This is a genomic window from Ralstonia sp. AU12-08 (assembly GCF_000442475.1).
Classification (GTDB): Bacteria; Pseudomonadota; Gammaproteobacteria; order Burkholderiales; family Burkholderiaceae; genus Ralstonia; species Ralstonia insidiosa.
The window spans coordinates 19,258-45,745 of record NZ_ASZV01000031.1 but is presented as its reverse complement, the minus strand read 5'-3'; the positions used below and the strand labels follow the sequence as shown (position 1 = coordinate 45,745).

The window sequence follows — 26,488 nt, the reverse complement described above, 5'->3', positions numbered from 1 at the left end:
TTTTGGGGCTGCCCGTCAGGTCGGTGCAAACCTGCGCTAAAGTCGCTTGACTTAGAGTGCGCTCTAACTTCTAAGCTCCGTTCATGACCACTTTCCTGACCATCGCCCAAGTTGCAGAAGCCACCGGCCTGTCGACACATACGCTGCGCTACTACGAGCGCATCGGCCTGCTCGACAGCGTGCAGCGGCGCGATAACGGCCACCGCGTCTTCCGTGCGGAAGACATGACGTGGCTCGCGTTCCTGCTGCGCTTGCGCGACACCGGCATGCCGATTGCGCAGATGCTGCAGTACGCAGCGCTGCGGCGGCAGGGCGACAGTCTGGCGAGTGTGTCGGCGCGCCAACGCTTGCTGGAGTTGCATGCCGCGGCGCTGGAGGCGGAGCAGCGCGCGCGGGCCGAAACACTGGCCGTGCTGCGCGAGAAGATCGTCAACTACGACGGCATCCGGGCCCGGATTGCCGCCGCAGAAAGCGCGCTGGGTTCCGCTTCCTCATCTCGCAAATCGAAACAACAGCCGAAACGCCAATCGAACGAGGACGCACATGACGCAGATCGCACAAACCGCACCGCAAGGCGCAAACCACGCCAACCTGCAGGACGCCCTGAATCGTGATCGCTACGACCGGGGCTGGCAAAAACTCAAGGAAGTCGATGACGTGGCCGGCGAACGCGTGGTGGAGGCCTTGGCCGACATCTCGCCCGACCTCGGTCGTTACATCGTCGAATTTGGGTTTGGCGATGTCTACAGCCGCCCAGGCCTGACGCTGCGCGAGCGTGAGATCGCCACCATTGCCGCGCTTACGGCCCTGGGCAATGCGGCACCGCAATTGAAGGTGCATATCGCCGCGGGGCTCAACGTGGGGCTCACCCGCCACGAGATTACCGAGACGATCCTGCAGATGGCGCTATACGCAGGCTTTCCGGCGGCGCTCAACGGCATGTTTGCCGCCAAGGACGTGTTTGCCGCTCACGATGCGGAGGACGCAGGCGTGGCAGCCGGATCGATGCGCCGCGACACGAGCAACTGATCGATGCGGTGGTTGTCGATGTCGAGCACCTCGATGTGCAGCGGCCCGATGTCGATGCTTTCGCTCTTCTTGGGGATGCGTTTTAGCGCGTAGATGACCAGTCCGGCAATGGTTTCGATGTGGTGCTCGCCGGGCAGGTCGTCCAGGTCGAAGGCGCGCTTGACGTCGCCGATGGGTGTGACGCCATCGATCAGGCAGGAGCCGTCATCGCGGCGCACGATCTGCTCGTCTTCGCCCAGGTAGAGGATGTCACCCATCACCGCGCCGACGATGTCGTCAAGCGTGACGATGCCCACCACCAGCCCGTATTCGTTGACCACCGCGCCAAAGCTCTGGTGCATCTCGCGAAAGCGCGTGAGCGCCTGCGACAGGTTGAGCGTGTCAGGCAGCACCAGCAGGTTCTTGTCAAAGTGCTTGGCCAGGTTGCGGATCACAGTGGCGGATTCCTCCGACAGGATCTGCTTCAGGATGTCCTTCGAGGCGATGAAGCCGAGCACCGAGTCGATGTCGTCGCGGCAGACGAGGTATTCGGCATGCGGCTGGGCGATGATCTTCAGCTTGATCGATTCCAGCGGCTCGTCGGTCGTGAAGTAGACAACCTCGTCGCGCACGGTCATGACCGAGGTGATGGTGCGCGATTCCAGCTCGAACACGTTCTCGATCATGGCCAGCTCGTGCTTGCGCAGCACGCCTGCCTCGGCGCCAGCGCCCACCATGGCGGTGATGTCTTCGGTGGTGATTTGCTCAACACGGTGCGTGGGCACGCCAAACAGCTTCAGGAACAGGTCAGCCGCGCCGTTGAATAGCCAGACCACTGGCCGCAGCACGCGCAGGCAGGTCTGGATCGGGCCGATGACGCCCAGCGCGCAGCGCTCGGGGTAGAGCACCGCCAGGCGCTTGGGCAGCAGGTCGGCAAACAGAATGAAGAGCCCCGTCACGATGATGAAACCGGCGATGCTGGCGATGCGCTCGGCACGGGCGGCTGGCAGCCAGTCGCCCAGCCACGTGGCCAACGGCCCCGAGATCTGGCTGTCGCCGATGACACCGGCCAGGATCGCCACCGCATTCACGCCGATCTGCACCACGGTGAAGAAGTTGCCGGGCGTGTCCTTGAGCTGCAGTACGCGCAGGGCGCGGGTGTCGCCATCGTCGGCCAGCGTTTGCAGGCGGGTGCGACGCGAGGCAGTGAGCGCGATCTCGGAAGCAGAAAAGAAGGCGCTGATCAGGATGAGCGCGACAAGGATGAAGGCGGACATGGTGGCGGGGCGGGCGTGCCGTTGCGCTGCAAGGCCGCTCGGAATGTGGCTGCGGACGATCATGGTGCAGCCGGGATCGCTTTGTCAAACCACAGCGCGGATCACGCATGTCGGGGCCCACGTTAAACAATTGTCTATGTCCCGGTGTGGTGCATAGCCATCGAAAAGTGGTTTGCCGCGTACCCACACCATGGGTGATACTTGCAGCCTGGGAACATATTGCCTCGGTTTGCCTTGCGGGGCCTGCGTTTGCGGGTGGCATTCCGGAGAAAGGGCAAATGTTCCGTTTGGCGTAAGTATTGGCGCCGCTATTTCAGTGCCGGCGCAGATCGGCCCAATGTGGCACGGAGTTGTGTGCACACAGTTGCATAGGAGTGGTAGGTCATGTGGATTCTCAGCCGCGTACAGTGGCGCACCGGGGGGAAACGGGGGAATACGGCAGGGACGATCGGACGGGTTGTGTCCGGGTTTGCAGCCTGGGTTGCGGCCGCACTCGTGTCGATGCCTTGTGTGACGCTTGCTCAACAGGCGTCTGCCACCACCGGGCCCGGTGCATCAGGGGTCACGTCTTCAAGCTCGGCCAACGCGCCAAACATTGCCTGGTACTACGGCGACAAGCCGCCCGTGGCACAGCTGCGTGCCTTTGACGCGGTCGTCATCGAGCCGGACCACGGCTTTGATCCGTCGCAGTTCAAGACACCCAAGACACAGTGGTATGCCTACGTGAGCGTGGGCGAGGTCACGCCCGAGCGCAACTGGTACAAGGATCTGCCCAAGGCCTGGCTGTCTGGCCGCAACGCGGCATGGGCGTCGCGCGTGGTGGACCAGGCCCAGCCAGACTGGCCGGCCTTCTACGTTGATCACGTCATCAAACCGCTGTGGGACAAGGGCTATCGCGGCTTCTTCCTTGATACGCTCGACTCGTACCAGCTTGTCGCCAAGGACGATGCGGCGCGCGCGGCGCAAGAAGCCGGCATGGTGCGCGTGATCCGGGCGATCAAGGCGCGTTATCCGGATGCCAAGCTGATCTTCAACCGTGGCTTTGAGATCCTGCCGCAGGTGCATGACCTCGCCTATGCGGTGGCGTTTGAATCGCTGTACCGCGGTTGGGATCAAGGCAGCAAGCAGTACAAGGAAGTCAGCGATGCCGACCGCGAATGGCTGATGGGCCAGGTGCGCAAGATTCGCGACGAGTACCACCTGCCCGTGATCGCCATCGACTATTGCCCGCCGGCTGACCGCGCCTGCGCGCGCGAGACGGCCAAGCGCATCAAGTCGCAGGGGCTGGTGCCGTACGTGACGGATCCAGATCTGTCGACGATTGGCGTGGGGCGCATCGAGGTGCTGCCGCGCAAGGTGCTGATCCTGCAAGACCGCGACCCACGCACCACCATCGACACCAGCGAGGGCGTGCGCTTTATTGCCACGCCGCTCAACTTTCTCGGCTACGACGTCGAGTACGCCGACATCAACAAGCCGCTGCCCGCATCTGTACCGCCCGACCGCTATGCCGGCGTGGTGGTGTGGGTGAACACCAGCCCGATCAAGCAGGTGGCAGCGCTGTCGTCGTGGGTGCGGCAGCGCATTCATGACGGCGTGCACATCGCCTTCATGAACCAGTTCGGCCTGCCGGTGGACGGCAGCATGGCCGACATGTTCAAGCTGCAGCTGGTGCGCGGGCGTGCTAGCGGACCACTGTCGGTGGTGTCGCAAGACAAGATCATCGGTTTCGAGATGGCGCCGCAGCCCGAGCGCCGCGAGGCCCAGCCGATTCGGGTGGGCGACCACGGACAGTCGCTGCTACGCCTGAAATCGGGCAATTTCGAATTTGACGCCGCCGCCATCACCGATTGGGGCGGCTACGTGCTGAATCCGTACGCGGTGTTCTCGATGGACACCGTTGAGCAGGCGCGCTGGGTGGTGCAACCGATCGAATTCCTGCGTCGCGCGCTGGCGCTTCCCAACATGCCGATCCCGGATGTGACGTCGGAAAACGGTCGCCGCCTCATGCTGGTGCACGTGGATGGCGACGGCTTTGCTTCGCGCGCCGAGTTTCCCGGCCCGGAGTATTCCGGCGAGGTGCTGCTGCAGGACGTGTGGGATAAGTACCGTATCCCGACCACGCTGTCGGTCATTGAAGGGGAGGTGGGCTCCAGCGGCCTGTATCCCAAGCTGACGCCCCGCCTGGAGGCGATTGCACGCAAGATGTTCGCGTTGCCGTACGTGGAGCTGGGCACGCACACCTATTCGCACCCGTTTGACTGGAGCCGCACGGTCCAGAGCCCTGCAACGAAAGAGGGGCCGGGTAAGGATGCAGGCGGTGGCGATACGGCCTTCGCGCTGACCATTCCTGGCTACAAATTCAGTCTGGACCGCGAAATCTCGGGTTCCATCAACTACATCAACGAGCGTCTGGCACCGCCGGGCAAGCGCGTGAAGATCCTGCAGTGGTCGGGCGACTGCCAGCCGCCTGAGCTTGCCGTGCGCATGACCTGGGATGCGGGCGTGCTCAACCTCAACGGTGGCGATACCACCATTACGCGCAGCTCGCCGTCGTGGACGGAGATCGCGCCGCTGGGTATCGACAAGGGCCCGGGGGCCTACCAGGTGTTTGCACCCAACCAGAACGAAAACGTCTATACCAATGACTGGACCGGGCCTTTCTACGGTTTCGATCGCCTGATTGAAACGCTGCAGATGACCGACACGCCGTATCGCTTCAAGCCCATCAACATCTACTACCACATGTATTCGGGCACCAAGCTTGCGTCGCTCAAGGCCTTGAAGAAGGTCTACGACTACGCGCTCTCGCAGCCGGTGTTCCCGATCTATTCCACCGAATACGTGGTCAAGGTGCTGGATTTCCGCAACATGGCCGTTGCCCGTGATGTCGATGACGGCAACACCTGGGTCGTGCGCGGCGATGGCGATCTGCGCGAACTGCGCTGGATGGCGCCCGGCACCCCGCGGCTGGCCGATGCACAGGGCGTGGTCGGCTATGACAAGGCAGCCGGCGGCATCTATATTCACCTCGACGAGGGGGCAGCACGTTTTACCGTCGCACCGGAGGCAGAATCGAACAAGCCGACATACATTGCGGAAGCCGCAGCCTTCGTGCGCAACTTCGCGCGTAGCGGCAACGAGATGAGTTTCGAGGCGGGCGGTTATTACAAGCCGTTCGTTCGTCTGGCCAACGCGGGCGCCTGTCGCGTGAAGGTCAACGGCAACCCCGCCCGCACCGCCCGTGCACAGGACAACACCGTGCGCGTTGACCTGACTGGAACTGCTGCTCAAACCGTGACCTATCAACGTGTCGATGTGGTCTGCTGACCTGACCCCGCGTGAACGGCTGCTGCCTGCCTGGCTGATCGGCACGCTTGGCGCGCTGATCGGGCTGGCGCTCGCCTTGATGTTCCCGCGCGAACGCCTGGAGGCCCGCCTGCTGGAAGGTGGTAAGGTCGATGCGCTGTCGGTGGCCTATCTGGAAGCCTGGCTGCGCGTGCGCCCGAACGATGGGGAATTCCTCAGCGTGCTGGCCGCCCAGTACGTGCGCACCGGCCGGCTGGAAGAGGCCGAAGCCATGGTCGCCCGCATGCGCGCGCTGCATGACAAGTCGCTCGACCGTGAAGCGTTGCTGCTCGATATCGCCATCCGCGAGCAACGCGCCTATGCGCTGCAACCGAATGATCCACAGCGTGCGGCCATGCTGGTCGACCTGCGTGGTCTGCTCAAGCAAGCCCTCGACTACCGGTGGACCGCATCCGAGCTGGAGATTCTTGCGGCCAAGTCCCGTGGGCTGGATCAGGGCGCGATTGCCATGCAGTTCTACCAGCGCCTGGCCAAGCAGGACGTGGCCCGCGCCGCGCAGTGGCAGGCGCGTACCGCCGAAATCGCGCTGGGCGTGGGTGAATACCGCGCCGCCGCCGCTGCCAACTTTGCCGCGCAGGACACCGCCAAGTCGCTCGATGAGCAGCGCCGCTATTTCATCGCCGGCCTCAAGGCATTGCAGGGCGGCAACCTGCTCGACGATGCCATGACCGAGGCGCAGCGCCGCGTTGGCCCGCTGATCGACGATACCGAAACGCTGCGCTTCCTTACGCGCCTGGCTCAGGCATGCAATCGCCCCGATCTGGCCGACCAGTACGCGCGTCGCCTGCTGCATCTGTCGTGGCGCCAGACGAATGAGGGGATTGCCTTGGCGTCGGGCGCAGTGCGTCATGACTGGGCATTCGCTGGCCGGCCCGAACCGCTGCCGAGTCCGACCGACGTGGTGTTCATGGACGGCCCGGAGGGCCTGGCCCGCCGCCAGCGTCATGCCGCACGCATCCGCCACGTGGCGGACAAGGCCAACGATGCCGAATCGTCTTCGCAACGGAAGGGCGCTCAGGCCATTGTGCGCGGCATCGCGCCTTTCAATGCGGATGACTACGACCTCGCTTTCCAGGTCTTCATGGGCAGCGGCAACCTGAACGACGCCATGCGCGTGGCCGAGGCCGCTGTGCGTCAGCGCCCCGACCTGAAGATCTGGACCGAGCGCGCCGCCCAGGTGGCTGAGTGGAACCGCCAGCCGATGGTCGCGTTGAACTACTGGCTGTCGTACGCGCAATCCACCGGCGACGATGCGGCCTGGCAGCACGTGCTGCGCCTGGCGCCCGCGCTCAACGAAGATCACGCCTATCTGGCGGGCTTGCGCTACCAGGCCAGCCGCCAGCCCGGTGACATGAAGCTGCTCGACCAGATCATCGCCGCGTATGAGCGGTTGGGCGAGCCGTTAGAAGGGCTGGCGTATCTGAATAGCATTGCGCGTGGCGCGCACCGGCAGGCGGTGCTGGAGCGTTATGCCAACCTGGCTGAGCGTGCCGGCAAGGACGACCAGGCTTACGACACGTACGTGCGTCTGCAGAAGGAATTTGGCCCCAACGCGCAATACGCGCTCAAGCTGGCGAACATCCTGTACGTACGCGGGCAGTTCGAGCAGGCGCTCATGGCCATGCAGGCCGCGGAGAAGGCCGCTTCGCCCACGGACGATCTCTACTGGCGCACCTTCGCGCAGCTCGCGCGTCTGAACCAGCGCGATGATCTGTCACGCAAGGCGTATCGCCAACTGCTGATTGGTGGCAAGGCAGAGCCGGACGATCTCACCACGATGATCGACTTCTACGACGCCAGCCCCATTGACGCCGGCCGCCTGTCTGAGCTTGCCTTCCGCAAGGACGGCACGATGGTTCACCTGCAGCAGGCCATCTACTACTACACGCGGGCGCGTGCCTTCCGCCGCATCGAAGGGCTGCTCGCCTCGCTCACACCGGAGCAACGCAAAGCCGCCGAGCAATCCGCCGGTGTGCTGGCGCGCGTGCCGAGTACTTCCGCCAGAGCGGCCAATGGGATGCGGCCATGCGTGATTTGCGCCGCGCTGTCTCGCTGCCCGATGCCGGCAGCGATGTGAAGGCCGCCTTCCTGTGGGGCCTGCTCGACTCCGGCCAGAATGCCGAACTCAAACGTGCCCTGGCCCTGTGGCGCGGCGAGGCCGAGAACGATTCCGCCTATTGGGGTGCCTACGCTGCGGCCGGGCTGCAACTGTTCGACGCCAACCTCGCGCTGCGCTTCCTGGGCCGCCAGGGCAAGTCGATGCAGACCGATCCGCTCTGGCTGCTGGCCTATGCCGATGCGCGCGAGATGGCCGGTCAGGCCGACGCCGCCTGGGGCTTGCGCCGCGAAGCGTGGTGGCTGCTGTGGCGTGCCGAAGACAAGGTCGGAGGCGACAAGACCAAGGCGCCCTCGGGCCGCCGTGTCGGTACACGCGTCACGGTGGGCGATGATGATGCAGTGCCGCTTGAAGAGGATGCCCGCACTGAACTGCGCGCCCGACGCGTCGCGCTGGCCCAAACGTTCGGGTCCGGTGACCTGTCGCAGCGCTTGCTGATCGAGTTGCTGCGCGATGATCGCCGTGCCACGAAGCAGGCACGCGAGGGCGGTCGGTCGGCCATGGACAAGTCCGAGCTGGGCGATATCGACATGCTGCCGCCCGAGCCGCCGGAAATGCCAGCGGACAAGCGCAAACAGGCCCGCGTGAGCGATCAACTCGTCTCCGCCGTGGCCAAGGAAGCCGCGCTGGGCTGGGCGTTGTCGCAGGAAGCGAATGACCTGGCGCGTGCCTGGCTGCTGCAGCAGTACGCGCGCCGCATGACTCGGCCTGCCTATGCCGAGATCTCCATCGCTCTGGCCGAGCGTGACCTGCAGACGCTCAACCGCCTGCTGGACGACACGCCTGACCGCATCCCGCTCTACAACCGCATCGACGCCAACGTGATGACGGACCGCCTGGGCGAAGCGCAGCGGCTGTCGTTCGAGGGGCTGACCACCGCGCCCGACGATGAGCAGATCCACGAGCGCGTGCAGGAAACGCTGCTGACCAACGCACAGGCATTGGAGCCGCGCGAGACGTGGTTCAAGCAGGCGCCGCTCACGTATTTCGAGACCAGCGCCGCAGCCGGCATGCGTCTGACCGACCACTACAGCATGCTGCTGCGCGCCACCCAGCGGAACCAGCGCTCGATCGACGATACGCAGCTCACCGGTGTGCCGGCGCAGGATCGCAGCGTCGACTGGATATCTCAGTACCAGACGCAGAACACGCAGTGGAAGGGCACGGTGGGCTGGCGCCAGGGGCTGGCATCGTTCTATGCATTCCGGCTGGATGGGCTGCTGGGGCAGGTCGGGCCGCTGGGCACCGAGCTGTCGATCGGCCGCAACCAGCCTGCGAACGAAACGCCGCAACTGCGCGTGGGCGGTGTGAAGGATCTGTTCTCGATCGGCAACAACTGGCGCCTGACCCAAAACGAGTACGTGCGCGCCCGGGTGGAGGGCGACCGCTTCTATGGGCAGGACCGCTCGTTCCTGGGCAGCGGCATGGTGGTTGACGGCGAGATCGGCCACCGTTTCCGCGTGGAATATCCTGACTACACCATCCGCGTGGTCGGCACGGTGGCGCGCTACAACGCATCAGGTACCGTCAGCCCGCTGATGGCGCGCCTGCTGCCGGGCGACGGTACGCCAGACGTCAACCAGATCATGCCGCGTTCGTTTGCACAGTTCGGCATGCTGTTTGGCTTCGGCACGGACTATCTGGACCGCTACACCCGCGCCTGGCGGCCGTTCATGGATGTCGGCATGCTGCACGACAATCGCGAAGGGTGGGGCGTGCAGGCGCAGCTTGGGGTGGCGGGCAGCGTGTTCGGCAACGACCATCTGGCGCTGTACATCGAACACCAATCGATCACGCGGTCGGGCACATCGCCGCTGACGGAAATCGGCTTGCGATACCGATGGCTCTATTGATGCGCAAGCGACGAACAAACAACGAACAAGCAGAACGGGAAAACACCAGCATGAAGAACAACGGAAGCATCCAGGAGAAAGCGATGACACCCTTGCTCGACAAGATGAAAGCCGACCGCCGCCGCTGGCTGGCCGCCGCTGCAGGCGTTGGCGTGGCGCTTGCGCTGTCTGCGTGTGCCGTGGTCGACAGCGGCCGCGCACCGGCCACCAGCGCGTCTGACGCATGGGTCGTGCTGCCCATCGTCAACTACACCGAAACCCCGCAGGCCGGGCTGCGTGCCGAGACCATCGCCACCAGCATCCTGAAGGCGCGCGGCTTTACCAACCTCAAGCAATATCCGGCCAATTTGAACAGCGAATCGTTGTTCGAACCAGCCGAGCGCGAGGCCGTGGCCCGCGCGCTGGATTGGGCGCGCGGCGAGAAGGCTCGCTATGCCCTGACCGGCGCCGTGGACGAGTGGCGCTACAAGGTGGGCGTGGATGGCGAGCCCGCCGTCGGCATCACGCTGCAGGTGATCGACGTGCAGAGCGGCAACGTGATCTGGAGCGCGGCCGGTAGCCGCACCGGCTGGAGCCGCGATGCCGTCTCGGCGGTGGCGCAGAAGCTGCTGCGCGAGTTGCTCTCGCCGCTGGGCCGAGGCTGATGAAAACCGAAGCGGCGCAGGGTTTGCGGCAGAGCGCGCAGTCCGCCGCAGCCGAGGCGCGCGGGCGCGATCGTCGGCGCAATGCGCAGGGCATCGGCGCATCGTCGTGGTATGGGCGTTTGATCGCGCCGGCCGTGTCGAGCCCGAGCGCGGTGCTGGAAACGCTGGGCGCCACGATCGTTGCCATCGGCATCGTCTGGCTGTTCGTGCCGGACAATCCGCTGCTGCTCGGCTACGGGTTCCCGTGGATCTGGCTGGTGCCGCTCATCCTGGCGCTGCGCTACGGCACGCTGCTAGGCGCGGCCGCTGCGCTGGTGGTGTTGGGTGCGTGGTGGCTGTTCTACGGGCAGGCCGCGGCGGCCGGCGCCTTCCCCCGCATGTACTTTCTGGGCGGGCTGATGTTCGTGCTGATCGGCGGGCAGTTCGGTGATATCTGGGGCGCGCGGCTCTCGCGTGCGCGCACCGTCAACGGTTACCTGAACGACCGCCTGGCCGCGCTGACCAAGAACCACTTCCTGCTGCGTCTTTCACACGAGCGGCTGGAGAACGATCTGCTGGCCAAGCCGACTACGCTGCGCGACACGCTCACGCAACTGCGTAACCTGGCGCTGGCCGCACGCGAACACTGCGACGGTACCAACCAGCCCGACGTGGCACAACTGCCGGGTGCCGTGCAGTTCCTGCAATGGACGGCGCAGGCCTGCCAACTGGAAGTGGCGGCGATGGTGCGTGTGACGGGCAACCAAGTCGACACTGACCCCGTGGCCCGCGTCGGCACACCGTTCGACATCGTCGCTGACGACCCGCTGATCCGCCATTGCATCGACACTCACACGCTGGGCCACCCGCAGGCGCCCGAGCTGCGCCATGAAGACAGCTCGCGCTACGTCGCCTGCGCGCCGGTGCTGTCAGGTGCTGACGAGTTGATCGGCATCGTGGTCGTGCAGCAGATGCCGTTCCTCTCGCTGTCGTACGAGAACCTGCAGTTCCTGTTGGTGTTGCTGGGCTACTACGCCGATGGCGTGCGCCACCTCACCGTCAGCTCCGAGATTCTCGACCTCGTGCCCGATGCGCCGTACGACTTTGCACTCGACCTCGGCCGCCTGGCGCGCCTGCATCGCGATACCGGCATCGACTCGTCGGTGGTGGCGCTCATCTTTGACCAGGACGAGGCCAGCGATGCGCTGTTCGAGCAGGTGGTGCGCAGCCGCCGTGCGCTGGACGTGGTCTGGCAGGCGCGCGGCAAGGCCCGTCGTGCCATCGTCACGCTGATGCCGCTGTCGGACGCGGGTGCCGTGTCAGCCTACCTTGTGCGCATTGAAGACAGCCTGCGCGCCCAGTTCGGCGTCGATTTCGAGCAGTCGCACATTGGCGTCCAGACGTTGCACGTGACGGGCGAGCACCCTGGTGAGGCGCTGGTGCGCTTCATCGCACGCTGCCACCTCGACGGCTGAAGCGAGGGCACGCGACCATGTTCAAGCTCACGCTCGCCGGTATCTCGGCCCAGATTGCAGCGGTGGTGATGGTGCTGCACGCCGGCAACAGCCTGGCACTGCTGCTGTCGTGCCTGCTGCTGCAAGGGACCGCCGCCGCGCTGATCGGGCTGGCCGCCTGGCGCCTGCTGCCGCGCCGTTATCGCGTGCCGTTTGTCTGGACGTATGGCTACCTCGTCGCCCTGTGCTTTTTCGTGCCGGTGGCGGGGTGTCTGCTGGTGCTGGGCAGTCTGTTGCTTGGCAAGCTGTTCCCCAAGCCGGAGGGCGACAAGGACATCGCTGACGTGGGCTTGCCGGTGTTTGTTGCGCATTTGATTTCGCGCGTGACGCACGGCGGTGGGGCGCGGCTGCGCGCCCAGCTCAGCAATGAGCGCGCACCCGTGCAAAGCCGCATGACCGCGCTGGTAGCCATGCAGTCGATGCCGACCCGCACGGCCAGCCCCGTACTGCGTGACCTGCTGGCCGATCCGGTGGACGACATCCGCTTGCTGGCCTACGGCATGCTCGACAACGCCGAGAAGGTGTTGATGCAGAAGATCCTGGCTGAGCTACCGCGCCTGGAGGAGGCCACCACGCCCGAGGCTCGCTACGACATCAACAAGCGCCTGGCCGATCTGTACTGGGAGCTGATCTACCAGAACCTGGTGCAAGGCGATGTGTACCGCTACACCGCTGAACAGGTGGAGCGCTACGCCAGCGCGGCGCTGGATATCCAGCCGGACAACGCCGCGCTGTGGTACATGCGCGGCCGGCTGGCCTTGTCGCGCCGCGAGCCCGATGTGGCCGAATCGCACCTGCGTGAAGCCGAGCGGCTCGGCTTTCCGCGTGACCGTCTGCTGCCACCGCTGGCCGAAGCCTGCTACCTGCGCCGCGACTACGCCGGCGCGCGCGCCGCGCTGGCGCAATTCTCCAACCGCTCGCCGCTGCCATTGCTGCGTCCGCTGCTGCGCTACTGGACATCATGAGCGACCAATTTCCACGCGCCCAGTCCGCCGACGTCGCGCTGCTGCTCGAAGGGACGTTTCCCTACGTGAGCGGCGGGGTGTCGAGCTGGGTCAACCAGATGATCCGGGCGTTTCCGGACATCCGCTTTGCCGTCGTCTTTATCGGCAGCCGCCGGGAGGACTACGGCAAGCCCGTCTACGCCATCCCCGACAACGTGGTGCACGTGGAGTGCCACTACCTGTACGACTTCCCGGCGCCGCCCCTGGTGCAGGCCAGCGGCGGTGATCCGGCGGCCTTCGAGCGCTCGCGCAAGCTGCACGAAGCGCTGCGCAATCCCGCGCACAAGGAAGAGACGGCCGATCTGATTCGCGCGTCCATTGCCGACCTGCGCGACGACGGCCCGCTGGCCGAGGAGCAATTCCTCTACAGCCACCGCGCCTGGGACATGATGACGGACTACTACCGGCGCTACTGCACCGACCCGTCGTTCACCGATTACTTCTGGACCGTGCGCATCATGCACAAGCCGCTGTGGCAGCTGGTGCGCATTGCCGAAAACCTGATCCCGGTGAAGGTGTTCCACACCATCTCGACCGGCTATGCGGGTTTCCTGGGGGCGCTGCTGCGCTACAAGCGCGGGCGTCCGCTGCTGGTGTCGGAGCACGGCATCTACACCAAGGAACGCAAGATCGACCTGTTCCAGAGCCAGTGGATTCGCGACAACCGCAGCATCTTCGAGAAGGACATCGCGCAGATCAGCTACTTCCGTGATCTGTGGGTGCGCTTCTTCGAGACCATGGGCCGTGTCTGCTACGACGCCGCCGAAGAGATCACTGCGCTGTACGAGGGCAACCGGCTGCGGCAGGTGATCGATGGTGCGCCGGCCGAGAAGACGCGCAGCATCCCCAATGGCATCAACCTGCCACGCCTGGCTGCACTGCGCGATAAGCGCCCGGCCAACGTGCCGCGCGTGATGTGCCTGATCGGGCGGGTGGTGCCGATCAAGGATGTGAAGACCTTCATCCGCGCCATGCTGACCATCACGCGCGAGATGCCCGACGCCGAAGGCTGGATTGCCGGCCCGGAAGATGAGGACCCGGAATACGCACAGGAATGCCACAGCTTGGCGGAGAGCCTGGGCCTGGGGGATCGCATCAAGTTCCTCGGCTTCCAGAAGATCGACGACATCCTGCCCAAGGTGGGCGTGCTGGTGCTGAGTTCGATCAGCGAGGCGCTGCCGCTGGTGGTGCTGGAAGGATTTGCCGCGGGCGTGCCTTCGGTCACCACCGATGTGGGTTCGTGCCGCCAGTTGCTGTTCGGCCTGGAAGGCGACGACGCCGCTTTGGGTGCCGCCGGCGCCGTGGTGCGCATTGCCGACCCGGCCGCGCTGGCCGGCGAAGTGCTCACGTTGCTGCGTGATGAATCGCGCTGGTATGACGCACAGGCCGCCGGCATCGCTCGCGTGGAGCGCTACTACACGCAGGAGATGATGGTCGGCGCCTATCGCGAGCTGTACGACCGCCTGCGCACGCTGCCTGATCTGTCCACCGAGGCCACGGGCAAGGCCGCCGCGGCAGCCTGCCCGCACCATGCCGGGCAGGTTAAACAGCAGGGAGCACGCTGATGGCCGGCATCGGGTTCGAGCTCCGCAAGATGCTCAAGCGCGACAGCCTGCTAGGGCTGCTGCGCGCCTACACCTACGCCGGCATCATCAGCTCCGGGCCGTGGATTCTGTCCATCGTCGGGATTCTGCTGATCGGTATTCTGAGCCTGCCGTTCGTGATTCCCGGCTCGCTCATCACGCAGTTCCAGGTGTCCGTCACGTACTTGATTGCGGTGAGTCTGATCTTGACCGGGCCGCTGCAGCTCGCCTTCACGCGTTTCACGTCCGACCGCTTGTTTGAGAAACGCGACGATCTCGTCCTGCCAAACTACCACGCCGTGTCGCTCGTGATGACACTGGTGGCGGGCGGCCTGGGGCTCATCGTCGTGCTGTTTGCGTTTCCGCAGCAGTCGGCCATCTACCGGGTGCTGATGCTGGCGGGCTTTGTGGTCATGGCCAACATCTGGATCGCGGTGATCTTCTTGTCGGGCATGAAGCAGTACAAGGCGATCGTGTGGATCTTCCTGATCGGCTACTCGCTCACGGTGCTGCTCGCGCTGCTGTTCAACCGCGTGGGGCTGGAGGGGTTGCTGCTGGGTTTCGTGCTGGGGCAGCTGTGTCTGCTGATCGGCATGGCGGGGCTGATTTACCGCAATTTCAGCGGACGGCGCTTCCTGTCGTTCGAGGTGTTCGACAAGCGGTTTGCGTATCCCTCGTTGATGCTGATCGGGCTGCTGTACAACCTTGGCATCTGGCTCGACAAGTTCATGTTCTGGTATGCGCCGGGCACGGGGCAGCAGGTGATCGGGCCGCTGCATGCGTCGGTCATCTATGACATTCCGGTGTTTCTGGCGTACCTGGGGATCATTCCCGGCATGGCGGTGTTCCTGGTGCGGATCGAGACGGACTTTGTCGAGTACTACGACGCGTTTTACGACGCTGTGCGGGGTGGGGCGTCGCTGGAGCACATCGAAGACATGCGCAACACGATGGTGCAGACCATCCGCGCGGGCCTGTACGAGATCGTGAAGATTCAGGCGATGGCGGCGCTGGTGCTGTTTGCCGTGGGGGCTTCGGTGCTGCGGGTGCTGCAGATTTCCGAGTTGTATCTGCCGCTGCTGTATGTCGACACCATTGCTGCGAGCTTGCAGGTGGTGTTTCTGGGCGTGCTGAATATTTTCTTCTACCTGGACCGGCGGCGCGTGGTGCTGGGGCTGACGGCTGCGTTTGTCGTGCTTAACGGCGTGCTGACGTGGATCACGCTGCAGCTTGGGCCGGCCTGGTATGGGTATGGGTTTGCCGTGTCGCTGCTGCTGGTGGTGATGGCGAGTCTGGTGATTCTGGATCGGAAGTTGGATCGGTTGGAGTACGAGACGTTTATGTTGCAGTGACACGCTGACGGGAAGGGACGGTTGGTTTTGGTCTTGGTGGTCCACCTCCCTTTCGTACCCTGCCGGGGACGACTCACTTTCTTTGGCAAGACAAAGAAAGTGAGTCAGCCCCGGCAGGGGATGAAACAGGGGATGCACCAACAAAATCCATAGCGTGCCAACCGTGCCGCTAAGCCTTCTTCAAAGCCCCCAACACCTCTATCGGCAACGGAAACACAATCGTCGAACTCTTGTCGCCAGCAATCTGCGTAAGCGTTTGCAGGTAGCGCAATTGGATGGCCTCAGGTTGCTGCGACAGCATGCGTGCGGCTTCCAGCAGTTTCTCCGACGCCTGCAATTCCCCCTCTGCGTGAATCACCTTGGCACGTCGTTCGCGCTCGGCCTCAGCCTGACGCGCAATCGCACGGATCATCGATTCATTCAGGTCGACGTGCTTGATCTCCACGTTGGCGATCTTGATGCCCCACGGGTCGGTCTGGATGTCGAGCACCTTCTGGATGTCGAGGTTGAGCTTCTCGCGTTCGGCCAGCATTTCGTCCAGTTCGTGCTTGCCGAGAATGGCCCGCAGCGTGGTCTGCGCCAACTGACTGGTCGCCTCCAGAAAGTTGGCCACCTGGATGATGGCGCGCTCCGGGTCCACCACCCGGAAGTACACCACCGCGTTGACCTTGACCGATACGTTGTCGTGCGAGATCACATCCTGCGGCGGCACGTCCATCACCACGGTGCGCAGGTCCACACGCACCATCTGTTGGATGGCCGGGATGATGAGCACCAGCCCCGGCCCTTTCACACGCCAGAAGCGCCCAAGCAGGAACACCACGCCGCGCTCGTACTCGCGCAGCACGCGAAACGACGAGATGATCAGCAGCACAGCCAGGAAGATCAGGCCGCCTGCGCTGAAGAATCCGTAGAGCATTTTTCTTCTCCTTAGGATGGCTAACCCGCAGGCACGACGTCGAGCGTGAGCCCATGTCGCGCCGTCACGCGTACACGATCACCCCGTGTCAGACGGCCGGTGCAATGCACGCGCCAGCGCTCACCATGCACCTGCGCCCAGCCGGCAGCGGGGTCGTTGGGGTCGGCCGGGTCCAGCTCCAGCAATTCGCCTGTCATGCCGATCAGGGTGTCGCCGCCGGCCACCTTGGGACGCCGCCGCGCGCGCATGGCCATGCTGGAGAGCAGCAGGATTACCGTCAGGCTCACGAAGGCCATCGATACGATCAACGGCAGCGGCACGCCAAAGCCCGGTGTCTGCGTATCGATCAGCATCACCGCGCCCAGGATGAACGCGACGATGCCGCCCACCCCCAGCGCACCGAAGGTCGGCAGGAAGGCCTCGGCCACCATGCAACCGAGGCCCAGCGAAATCAACGCCAGCCCCGCGTAGTTGATCGGCAGCATCTGCAGCCCATACAGCGCCACCAGAATGCACACCGCGCCGAGGATGCCCGGCACCACCATGCCCGGTGTGGAGAACTCGAAGATCAGCGCATACACGCCCACCGTCAGCAGCAATAGCGCGAGGCTCGGATCGGTGATCACAGCGAGGAAGTGGTTGCGCCAGCCGGGCTCCAGCGTCACGGTCTGGGCGCCTGCGGTGTGCAGCGTGACCGGGCCCGTGGCGGTGCGCAGCGCGCGGCCATCCACTTGCTTGAGCAGGTCGGGCACATCGCTGGCGATCAGGTCGATCACGCGCTGGCTGGCGGCTTCGGATGCTTCCAGGCTCACGGCTTCGCGGACGGCGCGTTCACCCCATTCAGCGTTGCGGCCGCGCAGTTGTGCCAGGCCCCGGATGTACGCCGCAGCATCGTGCATCTGCTTGCGGGCAAGGGTGTCCTCGTTGCTTGAAGACAGTGCGGGGGCGCTGGCCGGTTTGGCGGCATCCCCCGGATTGGCAGGGTTTGGCGTGGGGCCGGACGGCGCATGCCCGCCGATACCGATCGACACCGGCGACGCCGCCCCCAGGTTGGTGGCCGGCGCCATCGCGGCAATATGGCAGGCATAGAGGATGTAGGTGCCGGCACTGGCCGCGCGTGCACCGCCCGGCGCGACATAGCCTGCCACCGGCACCGGAGAGGCGAGGATGGCCTGGATGATCTGCCGCATCGATGCGTCCAGCCCACCCGGCGTATCCATCTGCAGCACCACGAGCTGCGCGCCTTGCTTGCGCCCCTCTTCCAACCCATGCACGACATAAGCAGCGCTGGCCGGCCCGATGGCACCCGTGAGCGGCAGTACCACGACGGGCGCAGCGGCCAGCGCCAGGCAACTCCACGCGGCGGTCAGCACGCCCGCCATCCACGCCATGCACTGTGCTGCACGAGACGACCGTCGCATGACAGCCTCCGTTGGTGACCGCCTTTGCTGTTAGACCGGCGGCGGGGTCTTTGTATTCAGCTTATTGATTCAGCTTATTGATCCAGTTTAGGCGGCGATGGCTTCACCGGCGGCGGGGGTGGTCAATGCGTCAGCCGTGGCATGTGGCTCGCTCAGCACCTGCACGAGTGCTTGCAGCGCCGGCCCAGCCATGTCGCGATGCCACGCCAGGATCGTGTCGACGCGGCTGGGTTTGTTGAGCGCGTGGATGCTGATGTCCGGCGAGTTCGAGTACAGCTCCAGCACCGAGCGCGGCACCAGCGCCACGCCAATCCCCGCCGCCGCGCACGCGATGATGGCGTGATACGAGCCCAGTTCCAGCACGCGCGACGGCACCACGCCGTCGGCCTCAAACCAGTCCTCGATCAGTTGCCGATAGGCGCAGCCGGCCTCGAAGGCGAGCAGGGCGGGCGTCTGCACGTCAGTGGCGCGGCGGATGGGCGGATGCGCGCGGTGGGCGATCAGCACCAGCTCTTCGGCAAAGGCGGGCAGTGTTGTGAGTGCGGCGCGCGTATTGACCAGGCAGGCGGTTTCCGCAACGAAGGCGCAGTCGACTTCAAAGTTCGACAGCGCCTGGATCGACTGGCGCGTCGGCATGGTCACCAGCTCCAGCTGCACGCGCGGCCAGCGCTGGTGCAACGTGGCGAGCAGGCCGGGCAGGCGGCTGGCAGCGGTGCTTTCCATCGAGGCGATGCGTAGGCGCCCGTGCGGCTCGCGTGGCTGGACGGCCTGCCGGGCTTCGGCGGCCAGGCGGAGGATGTCGTCCGCATAGGTCAGCAACGTCTGGCCGGCGGGCGTGAGCACCATGCGCTTGCCCTCACGCACAAACAGCTGCACCCCCAGTGACGTTTCCAGCTGGCGGATACGCGTGGTCACGTTCGACTGCACGCGGTGCAACTGCTGGGCCGCCCGTGTGACGCCGCCTTCGCGCACGACGGTCCGGAAGATTTCAAGCGAGGCCAGATCCATGATGCATCTCGAATGCTAATAGATTCGTTCAATATAATTCATTTTTCGGAATGCACCGCGTTGCGTACGATGAGGTACCGATCTCCCCGTCCGGGCATCCTCATGCAATCCGCGCTGTCGTCCTCGTCCACGTCTTCCTCCTCTTCGTTGCCCGCTGCACATGACACACGTGGTGCGGCTTGGCGCGTGGCAATTGCTGGCATGGTCGCGCTGTCTGTGGCGATGGGTATCGGCCGCTTTGCCTTCACCCCGATCCTGCCGATGATGCTGCACGACGGCAGCCTGTCGCTGGCGCAGGGCAGCTGGCTGGCCACGGGCAACTATCTGGGCTATTTCCTTGGTGCGCTGGCCTGCATGGCGGTGCGCGGTGATGCGGCGCGGCTGATTCGCGCGGGCCTGATTGCCACGGTGCTGCTCACGGCGGGGATGGGGCTGCTGCAAGGTCAGCCGGCGTGGTTCGTGCTGCGCTTTGCTGCCGGCATGGCAAGCGCACTGGTGTTCGTGTTCACGGCGGGCTGGTGCCTGCACAAGCTGACGGAGCTGGGGCATGCGGCGCTGGGTGGCATCATCTTCTGCGGGCCGGGGCTGGGCATTGCCATTCCGGGTCTGGCAGCCAGCGGTATGGTGGCGCTGGGTTGGCATGCAACATCAGCGTGGATCGCGTTTGGCGTGTTGTCGGCGCTGCTGACGGTGGCGGTGTGGTCGACCATCCGCCCAGAAGTGCACGCCCATGCGGCTTCGCCCGCTGCGGCTGCAACCGCTGCAGCGCCGCGTCTGGACGCACCCACCACCGCCATCACATTGGCGTACGGCCTGGCCGGTTTCGGCTACATCATCACCGCCACCTTCCTGCCGGTGATCGCGCGCAAGGTGCTGCCGGCCGGCTCGATCTGGCCCGATCTGTTCTGGCCGATGTTCGGTGTGGGCGTGGCGCTGGGCGCTTTTCTCTCCACACGGATCAGCCTGGCGCGCGATAACCGTTCGCTGCTCGCCACGGCGTATGCCATGCAGGCGGTTGCCGTGGCAGTCAGCATCGTCTGGCCAACGGTGGCAGGGCTGGCGCTCTCCAGCACGCTGCTTGGTCTGCCGTTTACGGCGATCACGCTGTTTGCTATGCGCGAGGCACGCCGGCTCTGGCCACATGCGGCGCCACGCCTGATGGGGCTGATGACAGCTGCCTATGGCATTGGCCAGATTGCGGGGCCGCCGCTGGCCAATCGGCTGTTTGCCGCTACGGGCGGCTTCAGCGCATCGCTGGCGGTGGCGGTGGCGTCGCTGGTGGTGGGCGTGGCCATCTTTGTTGCGGTCAAGCGTGCTTCGCCCCTCTCGCCCGTACGTGCGTGATGGACGGCGATGAGGGACAGCGATAAAGGACCGCGATGAAGGACAGCATGTCGCGCAGGTCACCGCGCGATTTGCGCGCACGTTCTAGAATGCCTCCTCCATTGGAGGAGCCCCATGTCTTTTGCCCTGCGCCCCGGCGCCGTTGTGCCCGGGGGCGAGATCAGCGAAGCCGAGCGCGCCGTGCGCGTTGACCTGGCCGCCGCCTATCGGCTGGCCGCGCTCAACGGCTGGGATGACCTGATCTACACCCATCTGTCGGCCACCGTTCCGGGTGAGCCGGATCACTTCCTCATCAACGCCTTCGGCCTCGCCTTCGACGAGATCACCGCGTCCAACCTGGTGAAGATCAATGGTGCCGGCCAGCTCGTCGGCGATTGGCCTGACGCTGCAGCGCGGCCGTCGGTGAACGTCACGGGCTTTGCGCTGCACGCGGCTGTGCATGCGGCGCGCGCCGATGCGCATTGCGTGATCCACCTGCACAACACGGCGGGCATTGCCGTGTCGGCGCAGAAGCACGGGCTGCTGCCGCTGTCGCAGCATGCACTGCGCTTTCACAAGCGCATCGCGTATCACGACTACGAGGGCTTGGCCTTCTCGCCGGAAGAGGGCACACGCCTGACCGCATCGCTTGGGGCCCGGTTCGCCATGTTGCTGCGCAATCACGGCACGCTCACGATCGGCCGCACCGTGGCAGAAGCCCATGTGCTGATGGCCACGCTCATTAAGGCATGCGAGATCCAGATCCAGGCGCTGACGGGCATGACCGGCGATGGGGTGGTCTCGCCCGCGCCGCACGTGGCCGACCGCGCTGCCGAACAGCTGGAAGACGGCGGCGCCATCGAAGGTGTGATGGAGTGGCCGGCCCTGCTGCGCAAACTGGATAAAATTGACGCTTCATACCGCGGTTAACTAAGCGATTGAACACGCGAATCCCCAACACCGGAGACACCATGCCGACTTTCCATATCGAGATGTTTGAAGGCCGTACTGTTGAGCAGAAAAAGAAGCTCGTCGAAGAAGTGACGCGCGTCACCTGCGAAACCCTGGGCTGTGTGCCGGGCGCGGTCGACATCATCATCAACGACGTCAAGCGCGAGAACTGGGCGACCGGCGGCGTGCTCTGGTCCGAACAGAAGTAACGCCTTTCCTCAATCACGCCGCCGGCCCGCGATGCAGCCCATGCAACATTTCGCCTCTGACAACTACGCGGGCTTCTGCCCGGAATCGCTGAAGTACTTCCTGGAGGCCAACGGCAGTGGCCACGAGCCCGCGTATGGCGACGATTCCTGGACGCAGCGCGTGTGCGATCGCATTCGTGACCTGTTCGAGACCGACTGCGAAGTCTTCTTCGTCTTCAACGGCACGGCGGCCAATTCGCTGGCGCTGTCATCGCTGTGCCAGTCGTACCACTCGGTCATCTGCCACGAGCTGGCGCATATCGAGACGGACGAGTGCGGCGGCCCCGAGTTCTTCTCCAACGGCTCCAAGCTGCTGACCGCCAAGGGGGAAAACGGCAAGCTCACGCCCGATGCGGTGGAAGCGCTGGTCACGCGCCGCTCCGATATCCACTACCCGAAGCCCAAGGTCGTCTCGCTCACGCAGTCGACGGAGGTGGGCACGGTCTACACGGTGGAAGAGGTGCGTGCGATTGCTGCCATCGCCAAGCGCCGCCAGTTGCGTGTGCATATGGACGGCGCGCGCTTTGCGAATGCGGTGGCGTCGTTGGGCGTGCATCCGTCGGAAATCACCTGGCGCGCGGGCGTGGATGTGCTGTGCTTTGGCGGCACGAAGAATGGCCTGCCCGTGGGCGAGGCGGTCGTCTTCTTCGATCGTCGTCTGGCGGAAGATTTTGCGTATCGCGTCAAGCAGGCGGGGCAACTGGCATCGAAGATGCGGTTCATCTCCGCACCGTGGCTGGGCCTGCTGGAGAACGACGTGTGGTTGCGCAACGCGCGCCACGGCAACGCGATGGCGCAACTGCTGCATTCGCGCATCGTTGATGTGCCCGGCGTGCGCATCATGTTCCCGACTGAATCGAACGCCGTGTTTGCCGAGCTGCCGCTGCCGGCCATCGAAGCACTGCGCGCACGTGGCTGGAAGTTCTACACGTTCATCGGTGCAGGCGGCTGCCGCCTGATGTGCTCGTGGGATGTGCTGCCCGAAACGGTGGAAGCCTTTGCCGCCGACATCCGCCTCGCTTGCGAACACGCCGCATAACTTGACCTCATCACCATGAGCTTCGACTACCGCTTCTGCCCGCAATGCGCCACGCCGCTCGTCGAGCAGCACAACGCCGGACGCCTGCGCATCGCATGCCCGGCGCCGGATTGTGGCTTTGTCCACTGGAACAATCCGCTGCCGGTGCTGGCAGCGGTGGTCGAGTATCGTGGGCAGATGTTCCTGGCGCGTAATGCGTTGTGGCCCGAAGGCATGTTCGCACTCGTCACCGGTTTCATGGAGCGCGACGAAACGCCCGAAGAGGGCATCGCACGCGAGCTGAAGGAAGAGACCAATCTCGATGCCCAATCGATTTCGCTGATCGGCGTGTACGAGTTCATCCGCAAGAACGAGCTGATCATTGCCTACCACGTGGTGGCCGATGGCGAGATCGCGCTGTCGGAAGAGCTGGTCGAATACCGCCTGAAACCGTTTGAGAAAGTGCGCCCGTGGACGGCTGGCACCGGCTATGCGGTGGCGGACTTCCTGGCGGCACGCGGCTTGCCTGTGAGCTACATCGACATCCGCACCGGAGAGCCCGCCGAGCCGCCGCCGCGCCAGTGGCAGCCCACGCGGCTCGTTACAATAGCGGAATGACTTACGCGAGCAGTGCCCCCAAGCTTGCTTGCTCGAAACCCAGAGGAAGACATGGAGTTCCAGAAGGAAGTTGACGCACGCGGCCTGAATTGCCCGCTGCCCATCCTGCGCACGAAGAAGGCGCTTGCCGATATGCAGAGCGGCGACGTGCTCAAGATTCTCGCCACCGACCCTGGCGCCACGCGCGACTTCCAGGCGTTTGCCAAGCAGACCGGCAACGAACTGCTGGAGCACAGCGAGCACGACAAGGTCTTCACGTTCTACATGCGCCGTCGCTGATCCGGCCGCGTGTTCAAACAAGCGGGGCGATCCGGTTTAGCCGGATCGCCCCGTTGTCATTTGGCGGGACCGGCTTGCGGGCGTTCTGCGCCGTAGGTCTTCACCAGGTAGTCGACCATCGCCGGGATGTCTTCCTCGGGAAATGGCGCGCCGAACGGCACCTTCATCTTCTTGACGGTGGCCTCCCAGTAGCTGCGCGGGAGTGTGGGCGGCTGCGTCTGCACGTACTGCGCGGCGTGGCAGATCATGCAGTTCTGCAGCACGAGCCGGTAGCCCGGCAGGTCGCTCGGCTTGTATTGCGCGGTCTCGGGCGGCAGCGTGACGTCCAACGCGTGCGTTGTCGTCGCGCCCATTAGCGTTGCCAGCGCGAGGCAGGAGCGCAGTGTCTTGCGATTGAGCATGGTGGCCTCCTCACGCAACGGTCACGCGCGTGGTTTCCACCACGTTGCGCATGTAGCCTGGCGGGTTCCACAGTGCCGTCATCGGCTGGCTCTGGCCGATGCGGTTGACTGCACGCACCTTGAGTTCGTACGCGCCGCGCCGAGTGGGTTTGAATGGCACACGCCATTCGCGGAACGAGTATTTGCCCAGGTCTTCACCCAACTGCGCTTCCACCCATGTGCGCCCGCCATCTGCGGAGAAGGCCACCTCGGTGATGCCGTAGCCGCCATCAAAGGCGATGCCACGCACGATGTGTTCCCGCCCGGCCGCAACGGTCGCGCCATCGGCCAGGCTGGTGATAAAAGAGCGCACGTTGAAGCGGCCGATCGGCACGGTCTTGGCAGGAGCGGTGCCGGGCGCCACGCAGGCGCAGGTGTTATCAGGAATCCGGTAGGCCGTGCGCATCCAGAACCCGTCGAATGGCTTGTCGACGACCTGGATGTTCGTGAGGTGCTTGACCCAGTACGTGCCATAGTGGCCCGGCACGATCAGGCGGATCGGGTAGCCATTGAGCAGGGGCAGGTCGGCGCCGTTCATGGCCCAGGCGATCATCACCTCGCCGTCGAGTGCATGGTCGATCTCCAGCGCCTTGATGAAATCGGGGCTCTTGGCGTCGGCCAGCGGCGGGTGGTCGAGCCCGTCGAACACCACCTGCACGCTGCCCGCGCGCACGCCGGCCTTCTCCAACACTTGCTTGAGCGGCACGCCTGTCCAGCGCGCGTTTCCCATCGCCCCATTGGAGAGCTGCCCGCCGCCCACACGCGGTTGGAAGTACCCGCGCCCATTGCCCGAGCACTGGTTGACGGCCACGATCTCGCGCGCCTCACCCAGCGCCTTCAGGTCTGCCAGCGACAGATCGAGCGGCGTGTTGACGTTGCCGCCCACCTGCAGGCGGTATGTTGCTGGGTCGATCGAGGTGGGGATGCCGGCCCAGTGGTAGCGCACGAAGAACGCATCGTTGGGCGTGATGGTGCCGTCATTGAACACCGCGAATGGTGTTTCGAGTTGCGGCGGACGGCTGGTCAGCAGGATCAGCGGGCGCTTCTGGGGAAAGGCCACCAGCTCGCGTTCGCCGTTGTCGAAGGGCAGGGTCACGCTGCCTGCGGTGGCAGCCAGCGCGGTCAGTGCCGGGTGGCTGAGCGCAGTGCCGGCACCGAGCGTGCCAAGCGCCTTGAGTACGCCGCGCCGCCGGGCGCGTTGCTGTGGATCGTCTGGGTGCATGCCGTCATCTCCTTGGGGTCACCTCACGGTATCCAAGGACATGGCGGCACCCGTGTCAATCAGGATTGTCGACGGTGAGGACGGTGCGCCGCAGTGACCGCGTACCATCGAGCGCTTACTTGCGTGCTTCCATCGCCATGCGCAGCGCCAGGCTGGTCAGCATCGTCCCCATCAAATAGCGCTGGATCGACAGCCAGCTCGGCTTGCGCGACAGGAACGCGGCAATGCTGCCGGCGGTGGCCGCAATCATCGAATTGACGGTCACGCTCACGCAGATCTGTGTGACGCCCAGGCAGACCGATTGCACCAGCACGCTGCCGTGCGACGGCTCGATGAACTGCGGCAGCAGCGACAGATAGAGCACCGCCACCTTCGGGTTCAGCATGCTGGTCAGCAAGCCCATCGTGTACAGCTTGCGCGGGCTATCCACCGGCAGTTCACGTACCTGGAACGGCGCGCGGCCGCCCGGGCGCACCGCCTGCCAGGCGAGGTACAGCAAGTAGATCGCTCCGCCAAAGCGCAGCGCATCGTAGGCAAACGGCACCGCCATCAACAGGGCCGTGATGCCAAATGCTGCGCACAGCATGTAGAACACGAACCCGGTGGCAATGCCCATCAGCGAGATCAGCCCCGCGTTGCGCCCCTGGCAGATCGAACGTGAGATCAAATAGATCATGTTCGGGCCGGGCGTCAGCACCATGCCGAGCGCGACCAGTGCAAAGGTGAGCAGGTTGGTGAGGGTGGGCATGATGAAGCCTGTGAGCCGAGAACAGATGAGCTTGCAGGCTAGCACCCGGCGGGAATGGCCCAACAGGTACAGAAGTCCTAGAAATTGACGGATTCTGTATTGGTCCGGCAGAACGCGTTACCGCACCAGCGTCACCGGAATCGACGACAGGCGGATCAACCGGTTGGACAGCCGGCTCGACATGAGCGAACCGACGGCGGTGCGCCCGGCTGTGCCCATCACGATCATGTCGCATTGGTTGGCGGCGGCCATTTGCGCAATGGTTTCAGCGACGCGCCCGATCTTGACCTGCGCGGTGTAGTTGGCGCCGGCATCATCCAGGATGCTGCGTGCCGGGCGAAGCGCCTCTTCCCCGCTTTGTTCTTCGAGTTTGCGCAGCATCTCCAACGGGTGGTAGGCGCTGGCGCGGCCGCCCTCGATCGGCTCCTGCACGTTGAGCAGCACGATGTCGGACGCGCAGCGATCCCGATACAGGAAGGCTGCATGGCGCACGGCATCCAGCGCATGCCGGGAGCCGTTGACGGGGACGAGGAGTTTGAGCATTGCGCGTTCCTTACACGTTGAGCGGGCGGCGGCAGGCTGGGTCGGGTTCGC

General features: G+C 64.7%; 22 protein-coding genes and 1 pseudogene. 15 read left to right on the top strand and 8 right to left on the bottom strand.

The window, feature by feature from the left end:
- The first annotated feature begins 83 nt into the window (after nucleotides 1-83).
- Nucleotides 84-614, top strand: coding sequence for a MerR family transcriptional regulator (locus C404_RS46245; protein WP_021195582.1), 531 nt, complete (start codon nucleotides 84-86; stop codon nucleotides 612-614).
- Nucleotides 592-1,029 (top strand): carboxymuconolactone decarboxylase family protein, encoded by a 438-nt coding sequence (locus C404_RS46240; protein ID WP_037011989.1) that lies wholly within the window; start codon nucleotides 592-594, stop codon nucleotides 1,027-1,029. Before C404_RS46245 ends, C404_RS46240 begins: the two co-directional genes overlap by 23 nt.
- Here C404_RS46240 and C404_RS46235 read toward each other — a convergent pair.
- The gene (locus tag C404_RS46235) at nucleotides 969-2,285 is read right to left on the bottom strand and encodes a hemolysin family protein (RefSeq protein WP_031329575.1); all 1,317 of its coding nucleotides are present in this window, start codon (nucleotides 2,283-2,285) and stop codon (nucleotides 969-971) included. The two genes, C404_RS46240 and C404_RS46235, sit on opposite strands and share 61 nt — an antisense overlap.
- 501 nt (nucleotides 2,286-2,786) lie before the next feature.
- Between C404_RS46235 and C404_RS46230 the strand changes: the two genes are divergently transcribed.
- The 7 genes and pseudogenes from C404_RS46230 (at nucleotide 2,787) to pelG (ending at nucleotide 15,699) form a co-directional block, all read left to right on the top strand.
- The gene (locus tag C404_RS46230; RefSeq protein ID WP_021195579.1) at nucleotides 2,787-5,615 is read left to right on the top strand and encodes a bifunctional glycoside hydrolase 114/ polysaccharide deacetylase family protein; all 2,829 of its coding nucleotides are present in this window, start codon (nucleotides 2,787-2,789) and stop codon (nucleotides 5,613-5,615) included.
- A pseudogene (locus C404_RS46225) lies at nucleotides 5,602-9,623 on the top strand (tetratricopeptide repeat protein). Before C404_RS46230 ends, C404_RS46225 begins: the two are co-directional and overlap by 14 nt.
- An 83-nt stretch (nucleotides 9,624-9,706) precedes the next feature.
- Complete coding sequence (locus C404_RS46220; protein WP_031329572.1) at nucleotides 9,707-10,267, top strand: hypothetical protein; 561 nt, start codon at nucleotides 9,707-9,709, stop codon at nucleotides 10,265-10,267.
- On the top strand, nucleotides 10,267-11,721 hold the full coding sequence (locus tag C404_RS46215) for a PelD GGDEF domain-containing protein (protein WP_021195577.1): 1,455 nt from the start codon (nucleotides 10,267-10,269) through the stop codon (nucleotides 11,719-11,721). The genes C404_RS46220 and C404_RS46215 overlap by 1 nt, the downstream gene beginning before the upstream one ends.
- Before the next feature lie 17 nt (nucleotides 11,722-11,738).
- A complete protein-coding gene (locus tag C404_RS46210; protein ID WP_021195576.1) occupies nucleotides 11,739-12,725 on the top strand; it encodes a tetratricopeptide repeat protein in 987 nt (328 codons plus the stop codon).
- Nucleotides 12,722-14,329, top strand: a complete 1,608-nt coding sequence (pelF, locus tag C404_RS46205; RefSeq protein WP_021195575.1) for a GT4 family glycosyltransferase PelF — start codon at nucleotides 12,722-12,724, stop codon at nucleotides 14,327-14,329. The genes C404_RS46210 and pelF overlap by 4 nt, the downstream gene beginning before the upstream one ends.
- Entirely contained in the window at nucleotides 14,329-15,699 is a 1,371-nt protein-coding gene (gene pelG, locus C404_RS46200; RefSeq protein ID WP_021195574.1) for an exopolysaccharide Pel transporter PelG, read from the top strand. The genes pelF and pelG overlap by 1 nt, the downstream gene beginning before the upstream one ends.
- A gap of 169 nt (nucleotides 15,700-15,868) precedes the next feature.
- Here pelG and C404_RS46195 read toward each other — a convergent pair whose 3' ends face one another.
- The 3 genes from C404_RS46195 to C404_RS46185 form a co-directional block, all read right to left on the bottom strand.
- Nucleotides 15,869-16,618, bottom strand: a complete 750-nt coding sequence (locus tag C404_RS46195) for a slipin family protein (RefSeq protein ID WP_021195573.1) — start codon at nucleotides 16,616-16,618, stop codon at nucleotides 15,869-15,871.
- A 20-nt stretch (nucleotides 16,619-16,638) separates the two neighbouring features.
- Nucleotides 16,639-18,039, bottom strand: a complete 1,401-nt coding sequence (locus C404_RS46190) for an NfeD family protein (protein ID WP_031329571.1) — start codon at nucleotides 18,037-18,039, stop codon at nucleotides 16,639-16,641.
- Between the two features lie 87 nt (nucleotides 18,040-18,126).
- Nucleotides 18,127-19,047 (bottom strand): LysR family transcriptional regulator, encoded by a 921-nt coding sequence (locus C404_RS46185; RefSeq protein ID WP_021195571.1) that lies wholly within the window; start codon nucleotides 19,045-19,047, stop codon nucleotides 18,127-18,129.
- 102 nt (nucleotides 19,048-19,149) lie between these two features.
- Between C404_RS46185 and C404_RS46180 the strand changes: the two genes are divergently transcribed.
- From C404_RS46180 to C404_RS46155, 6 genes are all read left to right on the top strand, one after another.
- Nucleotides 19,150-20,391, top strand: coding sequence for a YbfB/YjiJ family MFS transporter (locus tag C404_RS46180; RefSeq protein WP_031329570.1), 1,242 nt, complete (start codon nucleotides 19,150-19,152; stop codon nucleotides 20,389-20,391).
- 114 nt (nucleotides 20,392-20,505) lie between these two features.
- Nucleotides 20,506-21,300, top strand: coding sequence for a class II aldolase/adducin family protein (locus C404_RS46175; RefSeq protein WP_021195569.1), 795 nt, complete (start codon nucleotides 20,506-20,508; stop codon nucleotides 21,298-21,300).
- 41 nt (nucleotides 21,301-21,341) lie between these two features.
- The gene (locus C404_RS46170; protein WP_021195568.1) at nucleotides 21,342-21,530 is read left to right on the top strand and encodes a 4-oxalocrotonate tautomerase; all 189 of its coding nucleotides are present in this window, start codon (nucleotides 21,342-21,344) and stop codon (nucleotides 21,528-21,530) included.
- A gap of 40 nt (nucleotides 21,531-21,570) precedes the next feature.
- Entirely contained in the window at nucleotides 21,571-22,608 is a 1,038-nt protein-coding gene (locus C404_RS46165; protein WP_031329569.1) for a threonine aldolase family protein, read from the top strand.
- A gap of 15 nt (nucleotides 22,609-22,623) precedes the next feature.
- A complete protein-coding gene (locus C404_RS46160; RefSeq protein ID WP_021195566.1) occupies nucleotides 22,624-23,205 on the top strand; it encodes an NUDIX hydrolase in 582 nt (193 codons plus the stop codon).
- 51 nt (nucleotides 23,206-23,256) lie between these two features.
- Nucleotides 23,257-23,484, top strand: a complete 228-nt coding sequence (locus tag C404_RS46155; RefSeq protein WP_021195565.1) for a sulfurtransferase TusA family protein — start codon at nucleotides 23,257-23,259, stop codon at nucleotides 23,482-23,484.
- Nucleotides 23,485-23,540: 56 nt separating this feature from the next.
- Here the strand turns inward: C404_RS46155 and sorB are convergent, their stop codons facing one another.
- The 4 genes from sorB to C404_RS46135 all read right to left on the bottom strand — a co-directional run bounded on the left by sorB (nucleotide 23,541) and on the right by C404_RS46135 (nucleotide 26,437).
- Nucleotides 23,541-23,885 carry a SorB family sulfite dehydrogenase c-type cytochrome subunit gene (sorB, locus tag C404_RS46150; RefSeq protein ID WP_021195564.1) on the bottom strand — a complete coding sequence of 115 codons (345 nt, stop codon included), beginning with the start codon at nucleotides 23,883-23,885 and terminating at the stop codon, nucleotides 23,541-23,543.
- A 10-nt stretch (nucleotides 23,886-23,895) separates the two neighbouring features.
- Nucleotides 23,896-25,146: a SorA family sulfite dehydrogenase catalytic subunit gene (gene sorA, locus C404_RS46145; RefSeq protein ID WP_021195563.1), complete on the bottom strand. Its 1,251-nt coding sequence runs from the start codon at nucleotides 25,144-25,146 to the stop codon at nucleotides 23,896-23,898.
- A 115-nt stretch (nucleotides 25,147-25,261) separates the two neighbouring features.
- On the bottom strand, nucleotides 25,262-25,894 hold the full coding sequence (locus C404_RS46140; protein ID WP_021195562.1) for a LysE family translocator: 633 nt from the start codon (nucleotides 25,892-25,894) through the stop codon (nucleotides 25,262-25,264).
- A gap of 117 nt (nucleotides 25,895-26,011) precedes the next feature.
- Entirely contained in the window at nucleotides 26,012-26,437 is a 426-nt protein-coding gene (locus tag C404_RS46135) for a universal stress protein (RefSeq protein WP_021195561.1), read from the bottom strand.
- Nucleotides 26,438-26,488: the final 51 nt, after the last annotated feature.

Coding starts and splice junctions, on each gene's coding strand:
- sorA (WP_021195563.1), bottom strand. CDS start 25,146: ATGCACCCAGACGATCCACAGCAACGCGCCCGGCGGCGCGGCGTACTC.
- C404_RS46165 (WP_031329569.1), top strand. CDS start 21,571: ATGCAACATTTCGCCTCTGACAACTACGCGGGCTTCTGCCCGGAATCG.
- C404_RS46230 (WP_021195579.1), top strand. CDS start 2,787: ATGCCTTGTGTGACGCTTGCTCAACAGGCGTCTGCCACCACCGGGCCC.
- C404_RS46180 (WP_031329570.1), top strand. CDS start 19,150: ATGCAATCCGCGCTGTCGTCCTCGTCCACGTCTTCCTCCTCTTCGTTG.
- C404_RS46170 (WP_021195568.1), top strand. CDS start 21,342: ATGCCGACTTTCCATATCGAGATGTTTGAAGGCCGTACTGTTGAGCAG.
- sorB (WP_021195564.1), bottom strand. CDS start 23,885: ATGCTCAATCGCAAGACACTGCGCTCCTGCCTCGCGCTGGCAACGCTA.
- C404_RS46235 (WP_031329575.1), bottom strand. CDS start 2,285: ATGTCCGCCTTCATCCTTGTCGCGCTCATCCTGATCAGCGCCTTCTTT.
- C404_RS46190 (WP_031329571.1), bottom strand. CDS start 18,039: ATGCGACGGTCGTCTCGTGCAGCACAGTGCATGGCGTGGATGGCGGGC.
- C404_RS46155 (WP_021195565.1), top strand. CDS start 23,257: ATGGAGTTCCAGAAGGAAGTTGACGCACGCGGCCTGAATTGCCCGCTG.
- C404_RS46215 (WP_021195577.1), top strand. CDS start 10,267: ATGAAAACCGAAGCGGCGCAGGGTTTGCGGCAGAGCGCGCAGTCCGCC.
- C404_RS46160 (WP_021195566.1), top strand. CDS start 22,624: ATGAGCTTCGACTACCGCTTCTGCCCGCAATGCGCCACGCCGCTCGTC.
- C404_RS46210 (WP_021195576.1), top strand. CDS start 11,739: ATGTTCAAGCTCACGCTCGCCGGTATCTCGGCCCAGATTGCAGCGGTG.
- C404_RS46220 (WP_031329572.1), top strand. CDS start 9,707: ATGACACCCTTGCTCGACAAGATGAAAGCCGACCGCCGCCGCTGGCTG.
- pelG (WP_021195574.1), top strand. CDS start 14,329: ATGGCCGGCATCGGGTTCGAGCTCCGCAAGATGCTCAAGCGCGACAGC.
- C404_RS46135 (WP_021195561.1), bottom strand. CDS start 26,437: ATGCTCAAACTCCTCGTCCCCGTCAACGGCTCCCGGCATGCGCTGGAT.
- pelF (WP_021195575.1), top strand. CDS start 12,722: ATGAGCGACCAATTTCCACGCGCCCAGTCCGCCGACGTCGCGCTGCTG.
- C404_RS46245 (WP_021195582.1), top strand. CDS start 84: ATGACCACTTTCCTGACCATCGCCCAAGTTGCAGAAGCCACCGGCCTG.
- C404_RS46195 (WP_021195573.1), bottom strand. CDS start 16,618: ATGCTCTACGGATTCTTCAGCGCAGGCGGCCTGATCTTCCTGGCTGTG.
- C404_RS46185 (WP_021195571.1), bottom strand. CDS start 19,047: ATGGATCTGGCCTCGCTTGAAATCTTCCGGACCGTCGTGCGCGAAGGC.
- C404_RS46175 (WP_021195569.1), top strand. CDS start 20,506: ATGTCTTTTGCCCTGCGCCCCGGCGCCGTTGTGCCCGGGGGCGAGATC.
- C404_RS46140 (WP_021195562.1), bottom strand. CDS start 25,894: ATGCCCACCCTCACCAACCTGCTCACCTTTGCACTGGTCGCGCTCGGC.